Annotated in this window: 20 protein-coding genes; 7 read left to right on the plus strand and 13 right to left on the minus strand. The window is 67.9% G+C overall.

Going from position 1 to position 22,155, the window contains the following annotated elements; genetic code table 11:
- Positions 1 to 60: 60 nt before the first annotated feature.
- Positions 61 to 444 (minus strand): hypothetical protein, encoded by a 384-nt coding sequence (locus BEMPMBAN_RS08325; RefSeq protein WP_200845917.1) that lies wholly within the window; start codon positions 442 to 444, stop codon positions 61 to 63.
- A 361-nt stretch (positions 445 to 805) separates the two neighbouring features.
- Here BEMPMBAN_RS08325 and lon point away from each other — a divergent pair, with 361 nt between their 5' ends.
- Complete coding sequence (lon, locus tag BEMPMBAN_RS08330) at positions 806 to 3,136, plus strand: endopeptidase La (RefSeq protein WP_159229899.1); 2,331 nt, start codon at positions 806 to 808, stop codon at positions 3,134 to 3,136.
- 145 nt (positions 3,137 to 3,281) lie between these two features.
- Positions 3,282 to 3,923, plus strand: a complete 642-nt coding sequence (locus tag BEMPMBAN_RS08335; RefSeq protein WP_425294948.1) for a hypothetical protein — start codon at positions 3,282 to 3,284, stop codon at positions 3,921 to 3,923.
- A gap of 9 nt (positions 3,924 to 3,932) precedes the next feature.
- Here the strand turns inward: BEMPMBAN_RS08335 and BEMPMBAN_RS08340 are convergent, their stop codons facing one another.
- Both BEMPMBAN_RS08340 and BEMPMBAN_RS08345 read right to left on the minus strand, forming a co-directional pair.
- A complete protein-coding gene (locus BEMPMBAN_RS08340) occupies positions 3,933 to 5,408 on the minus strand; it encodes an acetyl-CoA acetyltransferase (protein ID WP_159229900.1) in 1,476 nt (491 codons plus the stop codon).
- Positions 5,409 to 5,421: 13 nt separating this feature from the next.
- Positions 5,422 to 7,773: a CaiB/BaiF CoA-transferase family protein gene (locus tag BEMPMBAN_RS08345; protein ID WP_159229966.1), complete on the minus strand. Its 2,352-nt coding sequence runs from the start codon at positions 7,771 to 7,773 to the stop codon at positions 5,422 to 5,424.
- A 119-nt stretch (positions 7,774 to 7,892) separates the two neighbouring features.
- Here BEMPMBAN_RS08345 and BEMPMBAN_RS08350 point away from each other — a divergent pair, with 119 nt between their 5' ends.
- Both BEMPMBAN_RS08350 and BEMPMBAN_RS08355 read left to right on the plus strand, forming a co-directional pair.
- Positions 7,893 to 10,379, plus strand: coding sequence for a phosphoketolase family protein (locus BEMPMBAN_RS08350; protein WP_159229901.1), 2,487 nt, complete (start codon positions 7,893 to 7,895; stop codon positions 10,377 to 10,379).
- 66 nt (positions 10,380 to 10,445) lie between these two features.
- A complete protein-coding gene (locus BEMPMBAN_RS08355) occupies positions 10,446 to 11,213 on the plus strand; it encodes a CPBP family intramembrane glutamic endopeptidase (protein ID WP_159229902.1) in 768 nt (255 codons plus the stop codon).
- A gap of 4 nt (positions 11,214 to 11,217) precedes the next feature.
- Here the strand turns inward: BEMPMBAN_RS08355 and BEMPMBAN_RS08360 are convergent, their stop codons facing one another.
- The 3 genes from BEMPMBAN_RS08360 to BEMPMBAN_RS08370 form a co-directional block, all read right to left on the minus strand.
- Entirely contained in the window at positions 11,218 to 12,219 is a 1,002-nt protein-coding gene (locus tag BEMPMBAN_RS08360) for a zinc-binding alcohol dehydrogenase family protein (protein ID WP_159229967.1), read from the minus strand.
- Between the two features lie 39 nt (positions 12,220 to 12,258).
- Positions 12,259 to 12,567: a GlsB/YeaQ/YmgE family stress response membrane protein gene (locus tag BEMPMBAN_RS08365; RefSeq protein ID WP_159229903.1), complete on the minus strand. Its 309-nt coding sequence runs from the start codon at positions 12,565 to 12,567 to the stop codon at positions 12,259 to 12,261.
- Positions 12,568 to 12,708: 141 nt separating this feature from the next.
- Positions 12,709 to 13,794: an APA family fibronectin-binding glycoprotein gene (locus BEMPMBAN_RS08370; protein WP_159229904.1), complete on the minus strand. Its 1,086-nt coding sequence runs from the start codon at positions 13,792 to 13,794 to the stop codon at positions 12,709 to 12,711.
- A 344-nt stretch (positions 13,795 to 14,138) separates the two neighbouring features.
- On the opposite strand from BEMPMBAN_RS08370, the gene BEMPMBAN_RS08375 reads away from it, so the two are divergent.
- From BEMPMBAN_RS08375 to BEMPMBAN_RS08385, 3 genes are all read left to right on the plus strand, one after another.
- Complete coding sequence (locus tag BEMPMBAN_RS08375) at positions 14,139 to 14,822, plus strand: SDR family oxidoreductase (RefSeq protein ID WP_159229905.1); 684 nt, start codon at positions 14,139 to 14,141, stop codon at positions 14,820 to 14,822.
- A 57-nt stretch (positions 14,823 to 14,879) separates the two neighbouring features.
- The gene (locus BEMPMBAN_RS08380; protein ID WP_159229906.1) at positions 14,880 to 15,809 is read left to right on the plus strand and encodes an LLM class F420-dependent oxidoreductase; all 930 of its coding nucleotides are present in this window, start codon (positions 14,880 to 14,882) and stop codon (positions 15,807 to 15,809) included.
- A 94-nt stretch (positions 15,810 to 15,903) separates the two neighbouring features.
- Complete coding sequence (locus BEMPMBAN_RS08385) at positions 15,904 to 17,277, plus strand: type II NADH:quinone oxidoreductase Ndh (protein ID WP_159229907.1); 1,374 nt, start codon at positions 15,904 to 15,906, stop codon at positions 17,275 to 17,277.
- Here BEMPMBAN_RS08385 and BEMPMBAN_RS08390 read toward each other — a convergent pair whose 3' ends face one another.
- The 7 genes from BEMPMBAN_RS08390 to BEMPMBAN_RS08420 are packed head-to-tail and all read right to left on the minus strand — an operon-like array spanning position 17,278 to position 22,052.
- Positions 17,278 to 17,904, minus strand: coding sequence for an urease accessory protein UreD (locus BEMPMBAN_RS08390; protein WP_159229908.1), 627 nt, complete (start codon positions 17,902 to 17,904; stop codon positions 17,278 to 17,280).
- The gene (gene ureG / locus BEMPMBAN_RS08395; RefSeq protein WP_159229909.1) at positions 17,905 to 18,597 is read right to left on the minus strand and encodes an urease accessory protein UreG; all 693 of its coding nucleotides are present in this window, start codon (positions 18,595 to 18,597) and stop codon (positions 17,905 to 17,907) included.
- Between the two features lie 17 nt (positions 18,598 to 18,614).
- The gene (locus tag BEMPMBAN_RS08400; RefSeq protein WP_159229910.1) at positions 18,615 to 19,259 is read right to left on the minus strand and encodes an urease accessory protein UreF; all 645 of its coding nucleotides are present in this window, start codon (positions 19,257 to 19,259) and stop codon (positions 18,615 to 18,617) included.
- A complete protein-coding gene (locus BEMPMBAN_RS08405; RefSeq protein ID WP_159229911.1) occupies positions 19,259 to 20,980 on the minus strand; it encodes an urease subunit alpha in 1,722 nt (573 codons plus the stop codon). The genes BEMPMBAN_RS08400 and BEMPMBAN_RS08405 overlap by 1 nt, the downstream gene beginning before the upstream one ends.
- Positions 20,973 to 21,293, minus strand: coding sequence for an urease subunit beta (locus BEMPMBAN_RS08410; protein ID WP_159229912.1), 321 nt, complete (start codon positions 21,291 to 21,293; stop codon positions 20,973 to 20,975). The genes BEMPMBAN_RS08405 and BEMPMBAN_RS08410 overlap by 8 nt, the downstream gene beginning before the upstream one ends.
- Positions 21,294 to 21,305: 12 nt before the next feature.
- Positions 21,306 to 21,608 carry an urease subunit gamma gene (locus BEMPMBAN_RS08415; protein WP_159229913.1) on the minus strand — a complete coding sequence of 101 codons (303 nt, stop codon included), beginning with the start codon at positions 21,606 to 21,608 and terminating at the stop codon, positions 21,306 to 21,308.
- A 42-nt stretch (positions 21,609 to 21,650) separates the two neighbouring features.
- A complete protein-coding gene (locus BEMPMBAN_RS08420; protein ID WP_159229914.1) occupies positions 21,651 to 22,052 on the minus strand; it encodes a PaaI family thioesterase in 402 nt (133 codons plus the stop codon).
- Positions 22,053 to 22,155: the final 103 nt, after the last annotated feature.

Below are 22,155 nucleotides of genomic sequence, written 5' to 3' on the forward strand. Positions count from 1 at the left end.
GGGGATGGCCACGCGTGGTTGGGCGGGGGATGGTCACGCGTGGTTGGGCGTCTCGGTGCTCTACGCGAAGAAGCTGAGGTACCCCATCAGCATGCCGATCCCGATGAATGCCGCACCCATGCCGCGAAGGCCTGATGCGCGCCCTTCGGACGGCCGCAGCACCAATTGGGGGACCCAGTAGTACGCCGCCCCCCGGATGACGAAGAAGATGCCCAGCAGCGTGACGAGTACCGCGAGCGGGCTGTCCCAAACGAAGTGGTTGACAAGGATGCCGAAGCCGATGAACAGGTGGACCATGCCCGAGATGTTCACCGCCACCGCGTCCGACTTGTCGGCTTTCCGGGTGAGGTCTGCATAGAACGGTGTCGCCACGATGAAGGCGATGCCGGCCGTCAGCATGTACAGGGCGAGGATCTTTCCGAACATCAACGTCGGCGTGTCCACAACCAATCACCCTTTCGCTGCATGTGTGGCGGCGCGTCGGCGCGGAAGCTACGCGGCCAGGTCGGGTTCGATGATCCCTTCCGCCAGTATCTCCAGCACCGGTTCGACGAAGTCCGCCGCGACCGGGTCACCGTCGTCGGCGATCTAGCTGACTTCGGTTGCTGCACCCTCGACAGATGTCACAACCTCACGGTGGCTGATGCCGACACGTTGATGACTTTCCGGGGCGCTTCCGGCAGCTCAAAGACAATCCGACACCTTGCGCGGATTCCCACAGTTCCGCTGCGGGCGATATTCGTGGCGGGAACAAAGCAACCAACGACAGGGTTGAGCGCAATAGGTTCAACTTTGGAGGAGATTGATGCCTGAAGCTCTGCAAGTGCCGGTCCTGTTCGTCAGCGAACCGATCGTGCTGCCCGGAATGGTGGTGCCGATCGAACTGGACGAGGCCGCCCGCGTCGCCGTCGACACTGCTCAGGCGAGTGAGAGCGGCAAGCTGCTGATCGCGCCCCGCCTGGACGACCGCTACCCCACCTACGGTGTGATCGCCTCGATCGTGCAGGTCGGCCGCGTGCCCGGGGGCGGGGCGGCGGCGGTCGTGCGCGGTGAGAACCGCGCCCACATCGGGTCCGGCGCCACCGGCCCCGGTGCAGCATTGTGGGTGTCGGTCGAAGAGGTTGCCGATCCGGAAGTCACCGACGAGACCACAGCGCTGGCTGCCGAGTACAAGAAGCTGCTGCTGGCGATGCTGCAGCGCCGCGAGGCCTGGCAGATCGTCGACGTGGTCAACAAGATTACCGATCCGTCAGCGCTCGCCGACACCGCCGGCTACGCGTCATACCTGAGCAATGTCCAGCGGCGGCAACTGCTGGAGACCGAAGACGTCGCGGAGCGACTGAGCTCGCTCATCCGATGGACCGGCGAGCATCTGGCCGAGGTCGAGGTCAACGACAAGATCGCCGAGGACGTCCGATCCGGGATGGACAAGCAGCAGAAGGAGTTCCTGATGCGCCAGCAGCTGACGGCGATCCGCAAGGAACTCGGCGAGCTGGGACCGGACGGCGAAGAGGGCACTGACGATTATCGGTCCAGAATCGAGGCGGCCGACCTGCCGGAGAAGGTCCGCGAAGCGGCCCTGCGCGAGGTGGGCAAGCTGGAGCGTTCGAGTGAGCAGAGCCCCGAGGGCGGCTGGATCCGCACCTGGCTGGACACGGTCCTGGACTTGCCGTGGAACACGACGACGGAGGACTCGACGGACCTGAAGTCGGCCCGGGAGGTCCTGGACGCCGATCATCACGGGCTCGAGGACGTCAAGGACCGCATCGTCGAGTACCTCGCCGTGCGCGCCCGCCGAGCTCAGCGGGGCATGTCCGTCGTCGGCGGTCGGGGATCCGGCGCCGTCATGGTGCTGGCGGGTCCCCCCGGTGTCGGCAAGACCTCGCTGGGTGAATCCGTGGCCCGGGCCTTGGGCCGCAAGTTCGTCCGCGTCGCCCTCGGTGGGGTGCGTGACGAGGCCGAGATCCGGGGCCACCGGCGTACCTACGTCGGCGCTCTTCCGGGCCGGATCGTGCGCGCCATCGGCGAAGCGGGATCGATGAACCCGGTTGTGCTGCTGGACGAGATCGACAAAGTGGGCTCCGACTACCGCGGCGATCCCAGCGCGGCGCTGCTCGAGGTGCTCGACCCGGCGCAGAACCACACCTTCCGGGACCACTACCTCGATCTCGACCTGGATCTGTCCGATGTGGTGTTCCTTGCGACGGCCAACGTGATCGAGAACATTCCGTCGGCGCTGCTGGACCGCATGGAGCTGGTGCAGATCGACGGCTACACCGAAGACGACAAGGTCGCCATCGCCCGCGACTACCTGCTCCCCCGGCAGGCCGAACGCGCGGCGCTGACAACCGATGAGGTCGCGGTCACCGATGCTGCTCTGCGCAAGATCGCTGCGGACTACACCCGCGAACCGGGTGTCCGACAATTCGAGCGACTGCTCGCCAAGGCGCTGCGGAAGGCCACCACAAAACTGGCTGCCGACCCCGCGCCGTTGACCATCGACGAGCCGGATCTCGTGGGCTACCTGGGTCGTCCGCGGTTCACCCCGGATTCCGAGGAGCGAACCGCGGTGCCAGGAGTGGCGACCGGTCTGGCGGTGACGGGTCTGGGCGGTGATGTGCTGTACATCGAGGCAGGGGCCACCGACGGTGAGGCCGGTCTTGTGCTCACCGGCCAGCTGGGCGACGTGATGAAGGAGTCGGCGCAGATCGCGCTCTCCTACGTCCGCGCTCATGCCGAACAACTCGGTGTGGACCCCAGGGCCCTGGATCGCAAGATCCACGTGCACGTCCCTGCCGGCGCCGTCCCCAAGGACGGGCCCTCGGCGGGTGTCACGATGGTGACCGCTCTGGTGTCGATGGCCACCGGGCGTCAGGTGCGCGCCGATGTCGGGATGACCGGCGAGGTGACGCTCAACGGCCGGGTGCTGCCGATCGGCGGGGTGAAGCAGAAGTTACTCGCTGCCCAACGTGCCGGACTGTCAACCGTTTTCATCCCGCAGCGCAACGAACCCGATCTCGACGACGTGCCGGCCGAGGTGTTCGACGCACTCGAGGTGAAGCCGATGACCGACGTGGCCGACATCGTGGCGCTGGCCCTGGATCCGGCCGCCGAGACCGCGAAGGTCGCTGCCTGACAACCGCGAGCAGACGCAAACTCGCACAATCCCCCGGGTTTTCGTGCGAGTTTGTGTCTGCTCGCCGAGGACGCTCAGTCCTGCTCTCCGCCGTCGCCGCGGCTTCGACGGCCGCGAACTGCGCGAGAAGATCCACGGGTGACCGATGAGCTTTTCAGCACCCGGCACACTCGACACCATGCATGCGATGAGATTCGCCGCCCTCGGCGCGCTGATGACGACGCTGATCTGCTCGTGCGCCCCAGGGTCCGTGGTGGTCAACACCGACGACGGCGCACCCACCGCGAGCTCGGCTCCGCCACCGGCGGCGACCACCACGCGGCCGAGCAACGCGCACCTGGTCAACGCGTTCGACTACGCGTCCGAGGTTGACGGGTCCACCGGGTATTACTTCACCAGTCCCAGCGGGCGTTGGGAGTGCGCGGTCCTGCCGCGCACCAGGGCGGGTTGCCAGAGCGCCCAGGCGCCGACATCCGCACTGCCGATCAGCGGCGCACCCGATGAGGTCCCCGGCCCGGACGGCGATCCGGCGGCGCCGAACATCCTCGTGGTGGACCGGACCGACGACCCGCAGTTCTCTGCGGTGTCGGCGCCGCAGTTCGGACTCGATCCGGGCCCTGCGGTGGTGTTGCCGTTCAACCGGATTCTGGCGGTCGCCGGCTTCCGATGCAATGTCCAGGAGAGCTCCGGCATCTCGTGCCTGTCCGAGCTCAGCGGCAAGGGGTTCACCTTCTCGGCTGACGGCTACACGATGACCTACACCGATGTGCCTGCCGACGCCCCCTGACTGCTGTAGTCACGCCAGCGCCGCGGTGCCATCCTCGTGGACGCGTACCGACGCACCTGCGATGTCGTCACGCACGGTCGCCTGGGCGTCGGCCGAATCGGTGATCACCGCGAGGACCCGGGCGTCCTCGGGTGTCCGCACCGCCAGGAACGCCTTTTCGGGCTTGCCGTCGCGATCCACCGGGGTGGTCCACGCCTCGACGGTCCCCACCCCGCTCCAGTCGACCAGCGCAGTGCGGGTGGGTTCGGCATCGACCTCGGCTTGGACGTCCTCCCAACGGAATTCGTGGTCCGGCGGCTCGGTGCCGTACACGCCGAAGCTGTGTTTGGTCAGATAGCCGCCGTTGGCGGTGATCAGGCCGCGAGTACCCGGTCGAGCCACCAGCTGCTCGGCCATCGTGGCGATCGAGTGGGTGACGTAGTTGTTCCACGGGCCCCCGGCGAAGGTGAGGCCGCCGGTGACCGTCAGGGGTCGGCCGGGGTCCCCGATCGGAAGCCCGAGTTCCCCGGCGGCGACCTGAACCGCCGATGGAAAGCAGGAGTAGACGTCGACCAGTTCGATCTCGTCGATCCGGGCATCTGCGAGTTCCAGCGCCCGGTTTCCGGCGATCCTGATCGCCGGTGAAGTACAGAACTCCGCCCGCTCGCCGATCGCGTAGGTATCGTGCGCGTCGGCCCCGGCGTAGGGGAAAACCCAGCGTTCCCTGGATATCTGGAGGTAGTCGGCCTTCTCAGCCGACGCCACGATCAGCACTGCTCCCTGATCGACCATGTTGTTGGAGTTCATCAGCTTGGTGTAGGGCCAACTGATCATCCGGTTGTCCGGCGCCGGCTGCCAGATCCGCTCTGCGCTGAGGGCGTCCCTGCTCCAAGCGTGGGGATTCGTCGCGGCGACGGCACTGAACTGGGACCACAGCTCACCGATGCGGCGACGGTGTTCATCGGGCTTCTCCCCCGCGGCAATGCGCACCGCCTGCTCGAACATCGGATAGACGTAGGCCGGACGGTCCAGGTTGATCCGGATCTCGGCAGGCCCGGCCATCGGCACCCCGTCATCGGAACCGGGGGCAACCGGTACCGAATCGTCCTGGCGCGTCCAGTCCGGCTTCTGACCGGCGGCGCGCAGCCGGCTTCGGGTACGCCAGGTCTCGGCGCCGGCGATCAGCACCACGTCGGCTTTGCCCTGCTGGATGTCCAAGCAAGCCAGGTTCACCAGCGTCTGCGGCACGTTGCCGCCGACCCCGGTGTACCGGGTGCCCGCCTTGTCGGCCCGAATGCGTTGGGCAAGAAGCAATCCCGGATCCCGGTAGCGCCACGACAGCAGGTTGACGATGCGCACCGCGTCGACCGATTCGAGCACCCGCGGGTCGGCGGCGGCGCGCGCAGCCGCCACCATCAGATCGACGGGTTCGACATCGGGGTTCTCGGTGTGCTGGTTGACCTGGCCGTAGCCGACGAGCACCGGTGTCCTGGGGTCGAGAGACATGGAGATGGCCTTCCTAGGTCGTCTTCTCATGGGTGAACAGCACACCATCGGCGATCAGCCCGTCGATCTGCTCGGGACTGAGCCCGAGCACCTTCTGACAGATCATCCGGGTGTGCTCGCCGGGCATGGGTGCCGGCCGCAGCTCTGCGCGCGGGATGCGGGTGAACGGCGCCGGCGAGGTCTCGGCGAGCACCGCTGCGTCGAGCAGCGGGTGGTTCATGTCGCTGAACAGCTTCCTGAACACGAGCTGGGGGTCTGCGGCGACGTCGGCCGCACGGTTCATCGGCCCGGCCGGGACGCCGAGGTCTTGCAGTCGCGCGACGACCTCGTTCTTGTCCTGGGTGGCGGTCCACTGTGACACCGCAGCGATCAGCTCGGTGCGGTCCTCGGGAAGTCCCGAGCGTCCGACCACGTCGGCGACCACTGCGCGCTGCGCCGGATCGCACATCGAGATCACGCACCATTCGTCGTCACCGGCACACGGGAACACCGCGTCGACGCCGTCACCCTCGGCCACATCCAACCCGGCGGCCCTGCAGGATTCGGCGACGTAGGCCTGGGCGAGCTGGTTGATCGCCGCTTCGGCCTGCGAGATGTGCACGTGCCCGCCGATACCGGTCCGTCGGCGCCGGATCAGCACGGCGGCGGTCGCGATCGCGGTGAGCCGCCCGACCACGTGGTCGGGGAAGATCGTCGTCACGTCGTAGAACGTGTCCGGTTCGGCGTCGCAGGACGTCCACAACCGGGTGACGCCGGTGGCCGCGCGCACGAGTGGGCCGTAGCCCATCTGCGAACTCCAGGGCCCTCGATCCCCGAACGCGCTGCTCTCGGTCAGCACAATGCCGGGGTTAAGCTCGCGCAACCGGTCGTAGGAGAATCCGAGCGAAGCCAGGGTGCCCGGTTTGAAGTTGGCGAACACCGCGTCGGAGGCCGCCACCAAACGGCTGAACAGTTCGGCCCCCGGCTGCTGCCGCAGATCCAGCCCCAAGCCGTATTCGTTGCGATGCGTCAGCGCCCACGACCGGCTCATCGGCTTGCCCGGCGGTGACTGCCGGAGGCCGTCGGGGTAGGCCGCGCTCTCGATCTTGATGACCTCTGCGCCGAGATCGGCGAACAGCCGGCCCAACTCGCCGCCGGCGACGATGACACCGAGGTCCAGGATCCGGAGGCCGTCGAAGGGCCGTGAGGGCCCGCCGGCCGGGTGGGCGGTCGAGCGCTCAGCGGGCCGCGGGCCCCGCCATTCGGGTTCGTCGGCGCGTGCGCTGCGCCGGTACCCGTGGTGGACGCCGTCGATCACCAGCGGGCCGACCGGGATCGTCACCGACGTCCGCGGCGCCAGGGCGACCTCGGTCAGCGCGCCTACGCTTCGAAAGTGCTTTGCCGCCAGCGCTTCTGCCGGGGTGAGCACTGCGGCGATCGGCACCCCACGGGTCTGTCCCTGCGTGACCAGCGAAGCCATCGTCTGCGGAGCGAACAGATCGGCGATGGCCGCGTTGAGCTCCCGGGAGGCGGCGTAGCGGGCGGCGATGGTCTCGAACTTCGGGTCCGAGAACTGTTCCGGTTCGCCCAGCCAGGCCCGCATACCGTGCCACTGGCGCGCCGACAACAGGCAGATCCGCACATGCCCGTCCCGGCATTCGAAGATCGGGTAGATCTGCTGGTTGCGCGGGCGGCCGCGCCACAGCTCGGTGGGGGCCTTGAGCCCGACCGCGGCCTGACCCTCGGAACCGAACGGCGGATCGAGCGCCTGGACCACCGCCTCGAAACGTGAGAAGTCGATGAACTCGCCTTTGCCGCACCGTAACCGGTCGAAGTAGGCGGCCAGAATCGCCCATGCGGCCTGCACCGCCGCGGTGGCGGAAGCCACGCCGTTCGGCGGCAACACCGGCGTGCCCGAGGTCGGCCCGGTGCGCGACAACGCCGATGACATCGCGTAACACACCGCGTCGGTGGCTCGCCACGATGCGCGGGGCCCCGACGCGCCGAAATCGGTCACCGACATCGTCACCAGATTGTCGAACCGCTGCGACAACGCCGCGCAGGACGTCCCGAATGTCGCTGCGGTGCCAGGCTTCTGCGAATCGATCACGACATCGGCCGTGCCGGCGAGCTCGATCAGCCGTCGCCGATCATCCGGTGCGCCCGGATCCAGCACGGCGCAGCGCTTGTTCGCGTTGTCCAGCGCGAAACCGATACCGGCACCCGCCACCGTCGGTCGGTCGCGCCGCGTCGCGCTGCCGCCGGGCGGCTCGATCTTGAGCACGTCGGCGCCGAGATCGGCGAGGATCCGGCTGACCGCATCCCCTTCGCCCGAGGACAGGTCGAGCACCCGCAGCGACGCCAGCAACGGCGGTTCGTCGACCATCGCCGCCCTGCCCTTCTGCCGCCGTGGATGACTGCTCACGATAACGGTGCGCGAAAGATTAACGCCCGCGCCATCGGGTACTGGTTGGACCACACCCCGATGCGGAGTTGGATGGAGAGATGACTGCCTCGACCGAACCGAAGACCGTCGACCGGAGCCCGCTGAGCGATGAGATGGTGGGCCGAATCGACCGGTGGTGGCGCGCCGCCAATTACTTGTCAGTCGGCCAGATCTACCTGCTGGACAACCCGCTGCTGCGGACTCCGCTGGCCCGTGAGGATGTCAAGCCGCGCCTGCTGGGCCACTGGGGCACCACCCCCGGCCTGAACTTCCTCTACGCCCACCTCAATCGCGCGATCAAGGAGCGCGAGCAGTCGACGATCTACGTCACCGGCCCCGGCCACGGCGGACCCGGCCTGGTGGCCAACACCTACCTCGAGGGCACCTACAGCGAGATCTACCCCGACATCAGCCAGGACGCCGAAGGGATGCGCCGGCTGTTCCGGCAGTTCTCCTTCCCGGGCGGCATCCCCTCGCATGTGGCACCGGAGACGCCCGGCTCGATCCACGAAGGCGGCGAACTGGGCTACGCACTGTCGCATGCGTACGGCGCTGCGTTCGACAACCCGGATCTGCTGGTTGCGGCGGTGGTCGGTGACGGTGAGGCAGAAACCGGCGCGCTGGCCACCAGCTGGCACTCCAACAAGTTCACGAACCCGAACAAGGACGGGGTGGTGCTGCCGATCCTGCACCTCAACGGCTACAAGATCGCCAACCCGACGGTGCTGGCCCGCATCCCGGCGGACGAGCTGCGCAGCCTGATGGTCGGGTACGGACACCGCCCGTACTTCTTCGAGGTTCCCGACGATGCGGACGACGCGCAGGCCGGCGCGGACCATGCCGACGCCCACCGCCGGTTCGCCGCTCTGCTGGATGACGTCCTCGACGAGATCGCCGCTATAAAAGCCAGGGCGGCCGCGGGCGATGACTCCCCACCGTCCTGGCCCATGATCGTCTTCCGGACTCCGAAAGGCTGGACGGGGCCCGACTACATCGACGGCAAGAAGACGACGGGATCCTGGCGTGCTCACCAGGTGCCGCTGGGCAACGCCCGCGACACCGAGGAGCACCTGCGGGTGCTCGCCGACTGGCTCGCCTGCTACCGGGCCGACGAACTGTTCGACGCCGACGGGCGGTTGCAGCCCGACATCGCCGAGCTGGCACCGCAGGGACAGCTGCGAATGAGCGACAATCCCCACGCCAACGGTGGACTTCTTCTCAAGGATCTCCGGCTACCGGACTTCCGCGATTTCGCCGTCGACGTGCCCGAGCCGGGCGCGACCCTCGCCGAGGCCACCAGGGTGTTGGGCCAGTGGCTCACCGAGGTGATCAGGCTCAACCCTGACAACTTCCGCATCTTCGGACCCGACGAGACGGCGTCGAACCGGCTGCAGGCCGTCTACGACGCCACCGACAAGCAGTGGAACGCCGAGTTCTTCGGACCCGAGGTCGACGAGCACCTCGCTCGGGCGGGCCGGGTGATGGAAGTGCTGTCCGAGCATCAATGCCAGGGCTGGCTCGAGGGATATCTGCTGACCGGCCGGCATGGCCTGTTCAACTGCTACGAAGCCTTCATCCACATCATCGACTCGATGTTCAACCAGCACGCCAAGTGGCTGAAGGTCACCGACCACATCCCGTGGCGGCGGCCCATCGCGAGCCTGAACTATCTACTGTCCAGCCATGTCTGGCGTCAGGATCACAATGGTTTCTCCCATCAGGATCCCGGCTTCATCGATCACGTCGTCAACAAGAGCGCGAACGTGGTGCGCGTCTACCTCCCGCCGGACGCCAACACGCTGCTGTCGACCTACGACCACTGCCTGAGGTCGCGCCAGTACGTCAACGTCGTGGTCTCCGGTAAGCAGCCCGCACCGAACTTCCTGACCATGGAACAAGCCGTCGCCCACTGCACCCGCGGGCTGGGCATCTGGGAGTGGGCAGGCAACGAAGTCCTCGGCGCCGACCCCGACGTCGTCCTCGCGGCCGCCGGCGACGTCCCGACGCTGGAGGCGCTTGCCGCGGTCGACCTGCTGCGCACCCATCTGCCCGACCTCAGGGTCCGCTTCATCAACGTCGTCGACCTGATGCGCCTGCAGGACAGCACCGAGCACCCACACGGCCTGTCCAGCCGGGAGTTCGACATGCTGTTCACCACCGACAAGCCGATCATCTTCGCCTACCACGGCTACCCGTGGCTGATCCACCGCCTCACCTACCGGCGCACTGGCCACGCCAACCTGCATGTCCGCGGGTACAAGGAGGAGGGCACCACGACCACACCCTTCGACATGGTGATGCTCAACGATCTGGATCGCTATCACCTGGTGATGGACGTGATCGACCGCGTGCCCGCCCTGGGATCGACGTGTGCCACGTTGCGCCAGCAGATGGCCGACAAGCGGATCGCCGCCCGGGAGTACACCCGCGCCCACGGCGATGACATCCCTGAGGTCAAGGAGTGGGTGTGGCCGGCAGCCAAGGAAGCGGGCGTGGACACGAACGCCGTCGCCGCGGCCGCGGACACCGGCGGTGACAACGAGTAGCCGCGGCAGTCTGCTCGGTCACAGCTGACCAGCACAGTTGCTCCGGGTCGGTACTCTGGAGCAGTTATGACTGACGCCAGCACGGTCGCCGCGCCAGCGGAGCCCCACCCTTTGGTGGCTCAGCTGTCGGCGCTGCACCACTTTCGGATCTACGCCGACGTCGCCGTCGTGGTCGTGGTGCTCGCGCTGACCAACCTGCTGGCGCACTTCACCACTCCGTGGGCAAGCATTGCTGTGGTCCCCGCGGCCGCCGTCGCGTTGCTGCTGCTGGTCCGCGCGCGGGGGCTGGGTTGGGCTGAACTCGGGCTCGCCAGAGAGCACTGGAGGGCCGGCGCCGGTTACGCGCTGGCAGCTGTCGCGCTCGTCGCGACGGTGATCGCGGTCGGTGCGCTGCTGCCGTGGACACGTCCGATGTTCCTCAACAACAACTACGCCACGCTGTCGGGTGCGCTGATCGCTTCCATGATCATCATCCCGCTGCAGACCGTGATCCCCGAGGAACTGGCCTTCCGGGGAGTGCTACACGGTGCGCTCGACCGCGCGTGGGGCTGGCGAGGTGTTGCCGCCGCCGGATCACTGCTGTTCGGGCTGTGGCACATCGCCACGTCGATGGGTCTGACGGCGAGCAACGTCGGCTTCACCAGAATTCTCGGTGGCGGCGTGTTCGGCACCGTGGTGGGTGTGGTCGGGGCCGTCCTGGCCACTGCCGTGGCAGGCTTCGTCTTCACCTGGCTGCGACGGCGCAGCGGCAGCCTGATCGCGCCCATCGCCCTGCACTGGTCGCTCAACGGGCTGGGTGCGCTGGCCGCCGCCCTGGTGTGGCATCTGACCTGACCGGTCAGACGATCAGCACTGCAGCCCCGGAGATCCGCCCGCTTCCCAGATCGCTGAGCGCGTCGTCGGCCCGGTCCAGGGGATAGTGCGGGCTGGTGACCTGGAGACGGTGGTGTGCCGCGAAGTCCAGGAACGCCGCAGCGTCGTCGCGGGTATTGGACGTCACCGAACGGACCTGTCGTTCCTGAAACAGGTGGCGTTGATAGTTCAACGGCGGGATGTCACTGAGGTGGATGCCCGCGATCGCGAGGGTGCCGCCGCGGTCCAGCGCCTCCAGGGCGGGCAACACCAGCTCGCCCACGGGGGCGAACAGGATCGCGGCGTCCAGTGCCACAGGTGGCGGGTCGTCCGCGCCCTGCGCCGAGGCGGCGCCCAACGTCAGGGCCAGCTCGCGCGCCTGTTCACCGCGGGTCATGACGTGCACCTCGGCGCCTCCCGCCAGCGCCACCTGGGCGGTGAGGTGGGCGCTCCCCCCGAACCCGTAGATACCCAGCCTGCCTCCCGGGGGTAGCTGGGCGCGAACCAGCGAGCGATAGCCGATGATGCCCGCACACAGCAGCGGTGCGAGCTCGGCATTTGCGTAGCCGGGGGGCAGCCGGAGCGCGAAAGCCGCGGGGACCGTGGTGAACTCGGCGTATCCGCCGTCGGCGTCCCAGCCGGTGTAGCGAGACTGCGGGCACAGGTTCTCCTGGCTGCGCGTGCAGTACCTGCAGACCCCGCAGGTGTGGCGCAGCCAGGCGATCCCGACGCGGTCCCCCACCGCGAACCCCGGCGGCACGTCGGCCCCGATCTCGACGACTTCTCCGACCACTTCATGGCCGGGGATCACCTGATGGCGGCGAACCGGGAGATCGCCTTCGGCCACGTGCAGGTCGGTCCGGCAGACCCCGCAGGCGAGTACGGCCACCAACAATTCGTCGGCGCCGGGTCGCGGGATGTCGACGGTGGCACGCACCAGTGGCCGGGACGACATCGGCCCGGGCCGGTGCACCTGCCAGGCCTGCATCGCCGACCGGCTCACCGCCCCCGCCATGTCACGTTGTGGTCAGACCTTGCTTCTGCCCCGCACCATGCCGACGATCCACAACAGGATCACCGAGCCGAGGATCGCGGTGAACAGGGTGAACCACCAACCGCCGCTGGCGGTGTCGAGGAAGAAACTCAGCAAGAACCCGCCGAGCAGGGCTCCGACCACACCGATGACGATGTTCATCAGGATCCCGGACCCGCCGCCCTTCATGATCTTCCCGGCGATCCAACCGGCGATCGCCCCGATGATGATGTATCCGATCCACCCGACGCTCGTCAGAGTCGACGAGCGCGCGAGCAACTCGGTGGCTGCAACGATTTCCATGAGGATCTCCTGCCACTTGCCGGTCAGCCCGGCGCGGACGCGGGCGGGCTAGACCCAGGTATACCCGTCACGGGTAACGGTTCGGCTTTCGGAATGCACCGGAAACGTGAACGAACGGCGGGTCAGGTCAGGCCCGGTCCGCTATGCGGGCGGCAGCATTCCCGGGGCCGTGTTCGGGTCGACCGGAACCGGCACCCCGACCTCGGGCCGCGGCGGCGGCGCGTTGGGATCCGGCGGCGGCGCGTTGGGATCCGGCGGAGGTGGCGGTGCGTTCGGATCCGCCGGCGGCGGAGGCGGCGGAGGTGTCCACGGCCGGACCGAGTTGGCCAGGGTCACGGCTTCATCCTGGGGAATCGGGGTGGCGTCGGTGCCCAACCACACCACGAACCACCGCTCGGGTGCCCGCTGACCGCGGGGGGTTCCTGCGGGGGTCGGGGCGCCCACCACTCCGGCCCAGATCTGGCCGTTGGGCTTGGCGGTGTCGGTGAACTCCACCTCGTAGTAGGAGGCGACGCCGCTCATCCCTGCAGCATCCAGCGGCACCGTCTTCTGGTTGACCCGCGTGCCTGGGAAGGGCATGAAGAACTCGCCCATGTCCGAGGCGAGGCGCTGGGCGGCCTTCGTGTTGTCGGTCTCGGCGCCTGCGAACAGCTTCAGATCGAGCCTGCCGAGCAGCACGCTGGTGTCATTGGGCGGCTGCGCGTCCGGAGGCGAACCTTCCGGTGGCAGCTTCGTCAGCAGCGCTTGCCCGTACGACAGCTGGGTGGCATCGGCGACCTTCCAGCCTGCGGGCACGACGTAGCTGAAACCGCCCGCGGCATTGTCGACGCGTCCCGGGTCGGGCGCAGGCGCATCGGGATCGGCGGGTGGCGGCGCGTTCGGATCCGCCGCCGGTGGTGGTGGTGGTGCGTTGGGATCCGCCGGTGGCGGTGGCGGTGGCGGTGGTGCGTTGGGGTCCGCCGGAGGTGGTGGCGGTGCGTTCGGATCCGCCGGCGGCGGCGGCGGGGCGTTGGGGTCGGCCGGCGGTGGCGGCGGCGCGGCAGGCGGCGGTGCGCCCTCCGCGACCGTCGGGGGCGGAGGCGGTGGCGGCGGCGCGGGCTGGGCGTGTGCCACCGGCAGGGTCAACGCTGCCATCATTGCCGCTGTGGTGGCACTCGTCAGCGCCGCGCGCCCGAGAGACTTGGGGAGCCCGCTACGGCGGTGAGCATTCGCGTCCGGCTGAACCATGGGGAAGAAACTACCGTGTTACAGCCGTGACGCAAGTGCGAATTGCTCATTGAATGCCAAACTGAGACATTGCTGCATACATTGAACTCCCTGCAAGGGAATTAGTTGGGCAGTTGCTGACAGCCGAAGGCCCCCGCGCGTGGCGCGGGGTGGCCTTGTGGTCTCGGGTCTGAGGTCTGGTGTGGGTCTGCTCCGTAGATCGTGACTTCGCGCCCCGCTGTTACCGGCCGCGTCGGCACCACCGTGCGACTCGCGGCGCGCCGAGTTTCACGCGCTAGCTACTGTCCAGTAACATTGGCGTCACTCGCTGGGGTTCAGCGTTGAACACGACAGGAGGGCCGACGATGGACGTACTGGTCACAGGATGCGATACCGATCTTGGCCGCACGATCGCAGCGAGTTTCAGCGAAGCCGGTCATAGCGTGGTGCTCGCGGGGAGTCGCCGTGACGAACTCGACGTCGCGGTGAAGGAACTCGATGCCAGCGACGCCCGAGCGATCGTGTTCGACAACACCGATCCGGCGTCGGTCGCCGCAGTGCAGGGCCAGTTCCCCGCGCACCTGGACGCCATCGTCAACGTGCCGGTCCCGAAACGCACCGCCGGTGACCCGCGCACCTACACGCTGGCCGATCACTTCAACGAATGGCGCAGCATCTTCGACAACACCGTGGTGTCGGCGGTGCTGACGGTGCAGGTCCTCGGTGATCATCTGCGCTCGGGCGGCTCCGTTGTCACGGTGATCCCGGACCCGGTACGAGAAGGCAGTGCCGACGCCGCCATCAAGGCCGCGGTCTCCGAGTGGACCGCGGGACAGGCTCACCACTTCGGTACCAGAGGAATCACGGTGAACGCGGTCGCTGCCGGGCGCGGGATCGAGCCCGGATACGACGGGCTGGGCACCACGCCGCCATCGGTCAGCGCCGAGATCGCGCGGCTGTCGTTGTTCCTGGCCACCCCCGCCGCCCGCCACATCACCGGCCAGACGCTGCATGTCAGCCACGGCGCACTGGCGAACTTCGGCTCGTAGCGCGGAGCCGCGGTACGAGGGGTCGACAATCGGCGTCGGCTGGCTAGGCTCGACGGAGTGACGATTCGACTCGGACTTCAGATCCCCAACTTCTCCTACGGCACCGGCGTCGCCGAGATGTTCCCCACCGTGATCGCCCAGGCGCAGGAAGCCGAGGCGGCAGGATTCGACTCGGTCTTCGTGATGGACCACTTCTACCAGTTGCCGATGCTCGGCAGCCCTGAGGAGCCGATGCTGGAGGCCTACACCGCACTCGGTGCCCTGGCTACCGCCACCGAGCGCGTCCAGCTGGGCACCCTGGTCACCGGCAACACCTACCGGAACCCGACGCTGCTTGCCAAAGCCATCACCACACTCGATGTGATCAGCCAGGGACGGGCGATCCTGGGTATCGGGACGGGCTGGTTCGAGCTCGAACACGATCAGCTCGGTTACGAGTTCGGCACGTTCACCGATCGTTTCAACAAGCTCGACGAGGCGTTGCAGATCATCTTGCCGATGATCAAGGGCGAGCGCCCCACGTTCACCGGCAAGTACTACCGAGTCGAGGAAGCCATGGCCAATCCTCGCTTTCGTGAACACATCCCGCTGATGATCGGTGGCAGCGGCGAGAAGAAGACGATTCCGCTTGCGGTTCGACACTTCGACCATCTCAACGTCATCGCCGGTTTCGACGAACTGGCCACCAAGCTCGATGTCGTCAAAGCCAGGTGTGAGGACATCGGACGGGACCCGGCCACGCTGGAGACCAGCATGCTGGTCACGACGATGGTCGACGAGAACGTCACCGCCGACGTCATCCCGGCAGAGATGAGCCAGCGGATGGTCGCCGGTAGCGCCGAGTCGATCGCCGAGCAACTCAAGACCAAGGTTTTCGACGCCGGCATCGACGCGGTGATCATGAACCTGCCCACCAGCCTGCAGGGTTACCAGCCCGGCCACATCACCGCGCTGGGTGAAGCGCTCAAGCCGCTGGTGGCCGGCTGACCACGGTCCGGTGGGGCATCTCACCGCGCCCGCCGGAAGCCCGGCGGCTAACGTATTCGTTGAAGTGAACAGGTAATCCCGCCAAGGAGAAGTGATGAGCCATCCCGGAGCTACTGCATCCGACAGGCACAAAGTGGTCATCATCGGATCGGGATTCGGTGGACTGACCGCCGCCAAGCACCTCAAGCGGGCCGACGTCGACATCAAGATGATCGCCCGCACCACCCATCACCTGTTCCAGCCGCTGCTGTATCAGGTCGCGACCGGGATCATCTCCGAGGGCGAGATCGCCCCGGCGAGCCGGGTGATCCTGCGCAAACAGAAGAACGCACAGGTGCTGCTCGGCGACGTGACCCACATCGACCTGAAGACCAAGACCGTCCGCTCCGAGCTGCTCGGCCACACCTATGTGACGCCGTACGACAGCCTGATCATCGCGGCCGGCGCGGGCCAGTCTTACTTCGGCAACGACCACTTCGCCGAATTCGCTCCCGGCATGAAGTCCATCGACGACGCACTGGAACTGCGTGGGCGCATTCTCGGTGCGTTCGAGCAGGCCGAACGGTCCAGCGACCCCGCCCGCCGGGAGAAGCTGCTGACGTTCGTGGTCGTGGGCGCGGGCCCGACCGGTGTCGAGATGGCCGGGCAGATCGCCGAATTGGCCGACCACACCCTCAAAGGCACGTTCCGGCACATCGATTCGACCAAGGCGCGGGTGATCCTGCTCGATGCCGCTCCTGCAGTGCTGCCTCCGATGGGTGAGAAACTCGGCAGGAAGGCACAAGCCCGGCTGGAGAAGATGGGCGTCGACATCCAGCTCAACGCGATGGTGACCGACGTCGACCGCAACGGGATCACCGTCAAGGATCCCGACGGCACGCTGCGACGTATCGAGTCCGCGTGCAAGGTGTGGTCGGCCGGTGTGTCAGCCAGTCCGCTGGGCCGTGATCTGGCCAACCAGTCCGGAGTGGAACTCGACCGGGCGGGACGGGTCAAAGTGCTGCCTGATCTGTCGGTCCCGGGCAATCCCAACGTGTTCGTCGTCGGTGACATGGCTGCGGTCGAGGGCGTGCCGGGGATGGCCCAGGGAGCCATCCAGGGCGGAAAATACGCGGCCAAGGCCATCGCGGCCGGACTCAAGGGCGCCGACCCGTCCCAGCGGGAACCCTTCAGCTATTTCGACAAGGGTTCGATGGCCACGGTGTCGAAGTTCAGTGCGGTGGCCAAGATCGGTCCGCTGGAGTTCGGCGGCTTCATCGCGTGGCTGGCCTGGCTGTTCCTGCACCTGATCTACCTCGTGGGTTTCAAGACCAAGATCGTCACCATGCTGTCGTGGACGGTGACGTTCCTCGGCCGCAATCGCGGCCAGCTGACGATCACCGAGCAGCAGGCCTACGCCCGCACCCGGATCGAGGAACTCGAGGAGATCGCGGCCTCGGTCCAGGACACGGAGAAGGCTGCCAGCTAGTCACAGCCGGGCGCCCTGCCAGGTCGACAGGCACCCTCCCCCGGCCAGCGCCAGCGTCAACCCCGCGGTTTCGACGTCGCTGCGTGGGTAGTGCAGTTCGCTGATGCTCGCTTTCGGAGCGGCGATCTCGTCGTCGGCCAGGGATCCGTTGCCGAGCTCGACGCGGTGCCGCAGCAGCGGTTTTCCGTCGATGTCGGCGCTCAGTGCGCCCGACCAGAAGCCCTGGCGTTCACCGGCTCTGCCGATCTGCACCTTCTCGACCAGCCGGAGACGGCCGCTGTCGGCAAGGGTCACGCGAGTGGTCACGAAGTGCGCAGAGGTGGCCGCCACGATCGTCGGCAGCGGATCCAGGTCGAGCTCGCCGGCGACCTCGAGCGTCCAGCCGGCATGTGATTCGGTGGTGGCCGCCCCCGGCAGGGTCATCGTGGCCGCCGCAGTGCGCAGCCTCAGGCGGGCACCGGCTTCCACCACGAGCCGAATGTGGATCGAGTCGCCCCCCAGCGGCGTCGCGGCCGACGACACCAGGTGCACGGTGTCGCGCTCGGTGCGTCGCGCGGCGATGCCGCCGGCGGATTCGATGTGCGGGGAGCGGTTCGCCCGGGCGATGATCACGACCTCCGAATGCACCTAGACCGCCTGCGCGAGGTCGAGTTGCTCACGCACCCAGCCCAACACCGCTGTGGCCGCCGGATCGGCGGTCAGCGAGATCAGCACCGTGGGGCGTTCATCGCGGACCGTGGCCGCGTCGCGGCGCATCACGTCCAGATCGGCGCCGACCAGCGGTGCGAGGTCGGTCTTGTTGACCACCAGCAGATCCGAGTACGTGACCCCCGGTCCACCCTTGCGGGGCACCTTGTCTCCGCCGGCGACGTCGATGACGAAGATCTGCACGTCCACCAGCCCCGAGGAGAACGTCGCGGTGAGGTTGTCGCCGCCGGACTCGACGAGGATCAGATCCAGATCGTCGTGGGCGGCGACGAGGTCGTCGATGGCGTCCAGGTTGGCGGTGATGTCGTCGCGGATCGCGGTGTGCGGACAGCCGCCGGTCTGCACGGCGGCGATCCGGTCATCGGGCAGCACTGCGTGGCGGCGCAGGAAGTCGGCGTCCTCGGTGGTGTAGATGTCGTTGGTCAGCACCGCCAACGACAACTCGTCGCGGAGCTGGCGGCACAGCGCGGCCACCAGAGCCGTCTTGCCGGACCCGACCGGGCCGCCGACGCCGATTCGCAACGGCTCCCCCGGCCGGCGTTCACGACGCGGACGGTCGGTGTGCACGTGCGGCTGGCCGACAGAATCCGAGGACAGAAAATGCGGTGGCATCGGAGGTACCTTGCTTCTCAGGACGCGAAAAGTGGACGTTCGCGTTCGGTGTGGCGCTGGGCGAGAACGTCCAGCAATGGGTCTGAAAGATCGGAGAGCCCTTTGGCGGCCTCCGCGGCGGTCTGCTCGCACAGCGCCGAGAGTTCGAACGTCACCGCGGCGACGTCGCCAGGGTCCAGCGCCAACAGCCGCTGCGCCGCGGTCGCCGACCCCGTCATCGTCGTGTAGACCAGCGACAGCGCGGTGTGCTCGGGGGCCAGACCGCTCGCCGCCCCCACCGCGCCCGCAGCCACCGCGAGGTGCGGGGTCGCGCCCAGCGCCGCCCAGTCGTTGTCGGGCCAGACCCGCCGTGCCAGCCGGATCAGCCCGCGCCCCTGGGCACGAGATGCCTTGCGGGCGGCGGGAGCCGGTGTGCGAGCGTCGGTCTCGGTGTCGCCGCGCCCGCCGGCCGCAGCGCCGAGCGTCCCGCTGTGCACCGCTGCTGCCACCGACGCCGTGACCAGTCCCGTGGTGCGTATCCGGCGACGCAGGTACGCGCGCAGCGTGGGGAGATCGACGACCAGCCCGCTGGCGACCGCCTCCTCGATGCCGCCGGAGTGCACATGCCCCCCGGTCGGCAGCCGTGAGTCGGACAAGGCCAGCAAGGTGGTCAGGTTCGACATCAGAACAGGAAGTACCGCTGTGCCATCGGCAGCTCGGTCGCGGGTTGTTCCTGCCAGACCTCCCCGTCGATGCGCACGGTGAACGTGTCGGGATCCACCTCGATGTGAGGCGTCGCGTCGTTGAGCGGCATCTGGGCCTTGCCCACTTTCCGCACGTTGCCCACGGCGGCGAGTCGGCGGTTGACGGCGAGCCGGTCGGCGAGGCCGTCTTCGATCGCCTGCGGCGCGACGAAATGGACCGACGTAGCGGCCGCCGCCGCGGGTGCCGCACCGAACATGGGGCGAGGCAGCACCGGCTGCGGGGTCGGAATGGAGGCATTGGCGTCCCCCATCGCCGCCCAGGCGATCATTCCCCCCTTGAGCACGGCGTGCGGTCGCACGCCGAAGAACGCCGGCTCCCAGAGGACCAGGTCGGCCAGCTTGCCGACCTCGACCGACCCGATCTCGTGGTCGAGACCGTGCGCGACGGCCGGGCAGATCGTGTACTTCGCCACGTAACGGCGGGCCCGGTGATTGTCGGCGGCCCCGTCGCCCTCCAGCGCGCCGCGACGCTGTTTCATCACATGGGCGGTCTGCCAGGTCCGCATGACGACCTCGCCGATGCGTCCCATCGCCTGGGCGTCGCTGCCGATCATCGAGATCGCCCCGATGTCGTGCAGCAGGTCTTCGGCGGCGATCGTCGACGGCCGGATCCTGCTCTCGGCGAACGCGAGATCCTCTGGCACACCGGGGTTGAGGTGATGGCACACCATCAGCATGTCGAGGTGCTCGTCGAGGGTGTTGACGGTGTGCGGCCGGGTCGGGTTGGTCGAGCTCGGAAGGACGTTCGGTTGGCCTGCGACCGTGATGATGTCCGGCGCGTGCCCTCCCCCGGCGCCTTCGGTGTGATACGCGTGGATCGAGCGCCCTTTGACCGCGGCCAGGGTGTCCTCGACGAACCCGGCTTCGTTGAGGGTGTCGGTGTGGATGTTGGCCTGCACGCCGGCGGCCTCGCTGACGGTCAGGCACGCGTCGATCGCGGCGGGCGTCGTGCCCCAGTCCTCGTGGAGCTTGAAACCTGCCGCACCGCCGCGCAATTGCTCCCACATCGCCTCGGCGCTGACGGTGTTGCCCTTACCGAGCAGCGCGATGTTCATCGGCCACGTGTCCAGTGCCTCGAGCATCCGGGCCAGGTGCCATGCGCCGGGCGTCACGGTGGTGGCCTTGCTGCCCTCCGCGGGGCCGGTGCCGCCCGCGACGATCGACGTGATGCCACCGCCGAGGGCTTCCTCCATGAGCTGGGGACAGATCAGGTGGACGTGGCAGTCGATGGCGCCGGCGGTGACGATTCGGCCGTTGCCTGCGATGACCTCGGTCGAAGGGCCCACCACCAGGTCGGGGTGGACGCCCGACATGATGTCGGGATTGCCGGCCTTGCCGATCGCGGTGATGCGCCCGTCACGAATACCGATGTCGGCCTTGATGATTCCCCAGTGGTCCAGGATCACGGCGCCGGTGATGACGGTATCGGGTGCTCCGTCGGCGCGGGTCGCACGCGACTGGCCCATGGATTCGCGCAGGACCTTGCCGCCGCCGAAGACGGCCTCGTCGCCCGCGAGGCCGGGTCCGCCGCTGCGGTCCTCGGTGATCTCGATGAACAGGTCGGTGTCGGCCAGCCGGATCCGGTCGCCGGTGGTCGGGCCGAACAGGGCCGCGTAGCGGGAGCGGGACAAGTCACTCATCGGTCGCGTCCAATCTGCCGGGCGGGTTCAGGCTCAGGCCGTGGACTTCACGGTTGCCGGTCAGCGGGATCAGCGAAACGCGTTGTGCGACACCGGGTTCGAATCTGATAGCCGTTCCAGCCGGGATGTCGAACCGGTGTCCGTGTGCGGCGGCCCGGTCGAACTGCAGGGCGCCGTTGGCCTGCGGCACGTGCACATGGCTGCCTACCTGAACGGGGCGGTCGCCGGTGTTGAGGATCTCCAACTCCAGCCGGGGGGCTCCCGGATTGATCTCGATGGTCCCTTCGCCGTACACGACTTCGCCTGGGATCACGTCACTCCTGCCTCACGAGATCGGGTGGTGGACGGTGACCAGCTTGGTGCCGTCGGGGAAGGTGGCCTCGACCTGGACGTCGTCGAGCATCTCGGGCACCCCCGGCATCACGTCGTCGCGGCCCAGCACCGATTGTCCGCTGGCCATCAACTCTGCCACCGTGCGGCCGTCGCGGGCCCCCTCGAGGATGTGGTCGGTGATCAACGCGACGGCTTCGGGATGGTTCAGCTTGAGGCCGCGCCCCTGGCGACGGCGGGCAAGCTCGGCGGCATAGGAGATGAGCAGCCGCTCCTGCTCATGCGGGGTCAAACGCATAGTTCGCGATCCTGCCACGGCGGGCGGCAGTCGGCAGCGCGGCTATTCGTCAGGCAGATTCTGCAGTCGCACCTGACCGCGCGCGAGCAGCCGGTCGTCGGCGTCGGTGATGGCGATCAGCCACAGCTGCTGGCGACGGCCGCGGTGAATCGGCGTGGACGAAGCGGTCACGGTGCCGGAGCCGACGGCGCGCAGGAAGTCGGTGTTGTTGTTGACGCCGACGACGCGGCCACCGCCGTTGGCGGCCAGCCAGACCGAGGCGGACACGCTGGCCAGGCTCTCGACGATCGAGCAGTACACGCCGCCGTGCACGATGCCGTGCGGCTGGAGCAGCTCGTCGCTGATCTGAAGCTGTGCGCGCCCGCCGTCGGGGGTCATGTCGAGATACGTCAGTCCGAGCAGGCGGTCGAATCCGTCGCCGAGGCCGGGAAAGTCAGTCGTCACGGCTCGTGTTTACACGTGCTCCGCGCGCACGTGCACGCGGGGCACCAGAGATCGCCGCCGGCCGGGATCGCCCTTTGCAGAAATGCGGACGGGCCCCACGCAG

It is taken from the genome of Mycolicibacterium austroafricanum (assembly GCF_902705885.1).
GTDB classification, from domain to species: Bacteria; Actinomycetota; Actinomycetes; order Mycobacteriales; family Mycobacteriaceae; genus Mycobacterium; species Mycobacterium vanbaalenii_A.